The 5,073-nt window shown below is 64.9% G+C and carries 6 protein-coding genes and 1 pseudogene; 2 read left to right on the top strand and 5 right to left on the bottom strand.

The window, feature by feature from the left end:
- Positions 1–567 (bottom strand): DUF222 domain-containing protein (locus VGH54_RS08275; protein WP_331511459.1); only part of this gene is annotated, 567 nt, incomplete at its 3' end.
- 133 nt (positions 568–700) lie between these two features.
- Between VGH54_RS08275 and VGH54_RS08270 the strand changes: the two genes are divergently transcribed.
- Together VGH54_RS08270 and VGH54_RS08265 are read left to right on the top strand one after the other, a co-directional pair.
- A complete protein-coding gene (locus tag VGH54_RS08270; RefSeq protein ID WP_331511458.1) occupies positions 701–1,873 on the top strand; it encodes a cytochrome P450 in 1,173 nt (390 codons plus the stop codon).
- A 5-nt stretch (positions 1,874–1,878) separates the two neighbouring features.
- The gene (locus VGH54_RS08265; protein ID WP_414688674.1) at positions 1,879–2,061 is read left to right on the top strand and encodes a ferredoxin; all 183 of its coding nucleotides are present in this window, start codon (positions 1,879–1,881) and stop codon (positions 2,059–2,061) included.
- A gap of 13 nt (positions 2,062–2,074) precedes the next feature.
- Here the strand turns inward: VGH54_RS08265 and VGH54_RS08260 are convergent, their stop codons facing one another.
- The 4 genes and pseudogenes from VGH54_RS08260 to VGH54_RS08245 form a co-directional block, all read right to left on the bottom strand.
- The gene (locus tag VGH54_RS08260) at positions 2,075–2,290 is read right to left on the bottom strand and encodes a hypothetical protein (protein WP_331511456.1); all 216 of its coding nucleotides are present in this window, start codon (positions 2,288–2,290) and stop codon (positions 2,075–2,077) included.
- A 236-nt stretch (positions 2,291–2,526) separates the two neighbouring features.
- Positions 2,527–3,441, bottom strand: coding sequence for a MerR family transcriptional regulator (locus VGH54_RS08255; RefSeq protein WP_331511455.1), 915 nt, complete (start codon positions 3,439–3,441; stop codon positions 2,527–2,529).
- Between the two features lie 3 nt (positions 3,442–3,444).
- On the bottom strand, positions 3,445–4,944 hold the full coding sequence (locus VGH54_RS08250; RefSeq protein WP_331511454.1) for an NAD(P)/FAD-dependent oxidoreductase: 1,500 nt from the start codon (positions 4,942–4,944) through the stop codon (positions 3,445–3,447).
- Positions 4,941–5,073 (bottom strand): annotated as a pseudogene (locus tag VGH54_RS08245) (ferritin-like domain-containing protein); the annotation flags it as partial. The gene VGH54_RS08250 and the pseudogene VGH54_RS08245, both read right to left, overlap by 4 nt.

Here is a 5,073-nt window from a genome sequence, read left to right as displayed (position 1 = left end):
GGTCAGGTATGTCATCGTGTCGGGCGCGGGCCGAATGGTCACCGTCCGTTCGGTTTCGGCTTTGGCGGCCCGGTCGACGACCGCGTGCGGGTCGAGCCGGTAGGCGATCGCCTTGGCAGCCGCCGCCACCGCTGCGTCGCCGATGCCCTGTAGTCCGGCTTGGTCGCCGCACAATTCGGCATCCAAAGCCCGCCGGTCCTCGATGTCCAGGCATGCGCTTTCGCGCACGATCAAGGTGGCCCGCCATTCCGTGAGCCCACCTGCTTCCAGCGCGGCCATGGTGTGCGGCATCTCGTGCACCAAGGCTTTGGCGAAGCCGAGGTGCCGGTTACCCCGGGCGGGTGAATCCCGTCGGGCGAGCGCGATCTCGCTGGCCACCCCACGTCCACGGCGCGCGGCCGGAATTCCCTCGGCCGCCTCCGTGGCCCGGCGCGAGGCATCCAACGCGGCCGCGGCTCGGGCCTGACCCGCCGCCGCGGCGCACTTGACGCGCTCCAGCTCGGCGATCCGCTCAATCAGCGTCGATTCCGCATGGGCCGGGTCGACTTCCGCTAATGTTTCGAACATACATTCGATTGTAGCAGCGTCCACTGACTCAAACTTGCGGCGGCGCGGACCCGCCGGCATTCGGTGGGAACCCGGTTCAGCAATACACGCGGATTCACGTCCCGTCGCCGACGTTTGGTGTCAGTCTGGTCGCATGACAGAAACCGACGGGTTCGTAAACCATACGGTGGCGGGTCTCGCCGAGCCGCAACCGATGTACAAGGCGTTGCGCGAGTCGACCCCGGTGTTCCGGGCACCGGACGTGGTCGTGCTCAGCCGGCTGGCCGACATCGAAATGGCGCTCAAGCACACCGAGTTGTTCTCATCGAACATGGATGCCGTCGATCTCGGCAATATCCGGCCGTTGATTCCGCTGCAGATCGACCCGCCCGACCACGCGAAGTACCGCCGAATCCTCGATCCGCTGTTCACCCCGCGGGAGATGGCCCGACGCGAACCCGGCGTCGCCCAGTTGGTGAACGAGATGATCGACCGCTTCGCCGATCGCGGCGAATGTGACTTTCACGAAGACTTCGCCGTACCCCTGCCGTGCACGGTGTTTCTGCAGCTGCTTGGCCTGCCGCTGGAAGACCTGGACCAATTTCTGGAGTGGAAAGACGGGGTGATCCGGCCGGAGGGCGCCGACGGGTACGAAGGCCGCCACGATGCCTCCGCGGGGGTAGCGCAACAGATCTATGACTACTTCGAGCGCGCCATCGACGACCACATCGCCAGCCCACGCGACGATGTGCTGTCTTCGCTGATCGCGGCCACGGTCGATGGAGAACCGCTGACACGTCACGAGGTCCTCGACATCTGCTTCCTGTTCCTGATCGCCGGGCTCGACACGGTGACCGATTCACTTGACTGCTTCTTCGTTTACCTGGCCCGCCACCCCGACCATCGTCATCAGCTCGTCGAGCAGCCGGACATCCTGCCGAGTGCCATCGAGGAGTTGTTGCGCTGGGAGACACCGGTTCCCGGCGTCGCGCGAGTCGCGATGCAAGATGTCGAGGTGGGCGGTTGCCCGATCAACAAGGGGGAGCGGGTCAGCCCGTTACTCGGCGCTGCGAACACCGACCCCGCCGAGTTTCCCGATCCAGATCTCGTCGACTTCCGTCGAAACCCCAACCGGCATCGCGCCTTTGGCGGTGGCCCGCACCGCTGCCTCGGGTCTCACCTGGCCCGGATGGAGCTGCGGGTGGCACTGCGCGAATTCCATCGCCGCATACCCGATTACGAGATCAAGCCGGGCACCGAGCTGACCTATACCGCCGCGCTGAGGTCGGTGGAGTCGCTGCCGTTGACGTTCCCGGTACCCAAGTGAGGCGGGTGGCCGTCGACGCGAATCGCTGCGTCGGTCACGGGCGTTGCTACACGCTGGCGCCGGACGTCTTCGACGCGGACGAGGTCGGGCATGCGATCGTGCTTATCGAAGACGTCTCCGATGAGCACCAGGCGCAGGCCGCCGACGCGGAGCGCAACTGCCCTGAGAGTGCGATCACCTTGTCGTGAGCGCCGCGGTGCCTTACTTCTTGTCGGCGCCGACGAGGGGCCGCCTCACCACGGATCCCTTGATGCGGTGCGTCACCGACGCCCACGCCGACGGCGAATAGTGCGTCGTGACTTCCTCGAACCCGTCGACTCGGTGCACGGTAAGCACGCCAGTCTGCTCATTGACGGTGAGCTCGTCGTTCTCGGAACCGTGGACCTCTTCGCCGTCAAGCAGCCGGATAACAAACACGTTGCTGTCCTCTCATCGGAGCGCAGCCTCGCGCGATCCTATGGTCGGTGGGCGGGGGATGTGATCCATTGTGGGGCGGGGGCGTGAACGGTGCGGAAACGCTGCGTGACGACTGCTGTTCCCGCCCTGCCGCGGTTGAGGTCACAGCCGCGAAAAGTGGGTTGGCCAGCGCTCGAGGAGACCTGCGAGAAGCTGGCCACGCTTGCGCCGCATCTGGTTGCGCGGCACACGGCGCGCTAGCCGACGTCGGCGTCCGGCTCGCGCTCCAAATATTCGGCCAGGATCTGGCTGACCAGTGACTCGATGGTCGATTCGATCGACGAAGCCAGGGTGGCGGTGACCGATGCGACGGCCTGGGTGCGAAATCGCACCAGCATGGTGATCAGCTCGGCGATTTCAGTGTCGGCGGGCAAGGCTTCCCGAGGTTTGATCCGGTCGGCGACGTGTTCGGCTCCGGCGCGCACCAGCATTTCGCTGATTTGGTCGATCAGCGGAACGATGTGCTCGTGCAGGTCGATGAGCTTGTCCATCTCCATGCCGTAACCGCGGATCTCGTTGAACGCCTCAACCAGTTTCGGCCGGGTGATGGTGGCCTGCCCGTCATCGAGGTGAATCACCTGCAGTTGGACCAAGCGGTCGAAAGCCTTGGCGTCGTTGATGAGTCGTTGCGCCTCGGCCAGCGGCATGGTCTTGGACTTCTCAGTGGTCCAAGTGCCTACGATCGCCGTTTCCAGGCCGAGCACGTCGCCGAGATCTTTGCCCTCCTCCCACGCGCTGAGCATCTCCCGGACGTGCGCGATGTTGTATCCGCGGTCGAGCATCGAGGTGATCAGCCGCAGCCGGGTCAGGTGCGTGTCGTTGTACAGTGCGATCCGCCCGACCCGCAACGGTGGCGGCAACAAGCCCCGGTCGCGGTACACCCGGATGTTGCGGGTGGTGGTGCCGGCCAGCCGGGCCAGATCATCGATGCGGTACTCGCCGAAGCCCGGCGCACCCTGTGGATGGCGGACAGCGGCGTCGAACAACTGCGACACCGCATTTTCGATGACCTCCCGTGACTGCCGGCGGACGCGTTTGGGCGCGCGCCGCAGGTTCGCCAAAACGCCGGCGATGGTGCCGGTTTCAGCGCGGGGCGGTCGGTTGGGTGCCATCGCTCAGGCGGATGAGCTCACGCGCACGGCCGTATGTTCGACCGCGTCGTAGTCGGCGTACTGGAAATCTCGCATCTGCCGAAGATACTGGGTGGCGAACCCCGGGTACATCGACACGTTGCGTCCGTCCTTGGTCAAATACCAACTGCTGCAACCTGACATCCACGTCGTCTTGGTGAGTCGCCGCTGAATGCGTTCGTTGTAGCGGCGCTGCACATCGTGACGGACATCGAGATAGCGCAGATCGCTGTCCAGGATGGTGGTGATACCGCGGACAGCGTAATCGAGCTGGCCCTCGACGTAGACCAGCAGCGAATTGTGTCCGGGGCCGGAGTTCGGGCCGGTCATGAAGAACAGGTTTGGATAGCCGTGCGCGCTGGCACTCTTGTAAGCCTGTGCGCCGTCGGTCCATTCGTCACTCAACGATCGTCCACCCAGGCCGGTGACCGGGAATGGCGGGCCGGTCAGATGCACGTCGTAACCGGTGGCGAACACCAGGCAGTCCAGGTGATGCTCGATGCCGTCGCTGGTGCGAAGGCCTACCGGGCTCAACGTCGCGATCGGCCAGTCGATCAGCTTGCAGTTATCGCGCTGCAGGGCGGGGTAGTAGTCGCTGGATACCAGCATCCGCTTGCAGCCCGGGGTGAAGTCGGGTGTCAGCTGGCGGCGCAGCCACGGATCTTTGACCTGACGGTTCAGGTGCATCTTGCCGAGCCGGGCGACCAGAGACGTCAACGGGGTGTTCCACACCAGGGCCGTCGCGCTCGCCTCGTGCCCCCAGTACAGCGCTTGGCGCGCAAGCTGTTGCACTGCAGGGGCTTTGTTGAAGACCGTCTGGACAGCCGGCGGCGTCGCGAAATCCAAGCGGGGGAGTACCCAGCCCGGGGTGCGCTGGAATACCTTCACGAAATCGGCCTGCTTGACCAGTTCGGGGATGATCTGGATCGCACTGGCACCGGTGCCGATGACCCCGACCCGCTTGCCGGCGAAGTCGTAATCCCCGTCCCAGTGGGCGCTGTGAATCTTGTGGCCCTCGTAGGTCTCGATGCCGCGGATGTCGGGGAAGCTGGAATCCGGCAGTGGGCCGGACGCCAGGATCACCGTGCGGGCCCGAAAACGCTTGCGGGTAGCCGTGGTTGCGGTCCACATGCCGGCGTGCTCGTCGAAGGACAGCCCGGTGACTTCCTGGCCGAACTGAATGTGGCGACGGATGTCGAACCGGTCGGCCATCTCCTCGATGTGGTTACGGATCTCGTTAGCCGGTGAGTAGGTCCGCGACCACGTCGGGTTCTTGACGAACGAGAACGAGTACAGCAGCGATGGAATGTCGCAGCTGGCACCGGGATAGCTGGTGTCGCGCCAGGTTCCGCCGACTCGGTCGCTGCGCTCGAGGATGGCGACGTCGTCGACGCCGGCCTGGGCCAGCTTGATCGCTGCGCCCAAACCGCTGAAGCCGGCTCCGACGATGAGCGTCGCGTAAGTGTGTGCTTTTGCCATGGTCATGCCGCCGGCTCGTGAGTGATTTCGCGGACCCACGTCGGCACCGATGGCAACAGGGGCCGGGGATACCGATCGGACAGCCACACCATCGAATTGGCCAGCAGGTGGTAGGGGTGGCGCGGATTGGTGACC

This window comes from Mycobacterium sp., from assembly GCF_036488105.1.
In the GTDB taxonomy this organism is placed as follows: Bacteria; Actinomycetota; Actinomycetes; order Mycobacteriales; family Mycobacteriaceae; genus Mycobacterium.
The sequence above is the reverse complement of the archived record's forward strand: the minus strand, read 5'-3'. Positions and strand labels throughout refer to the sequence as shown.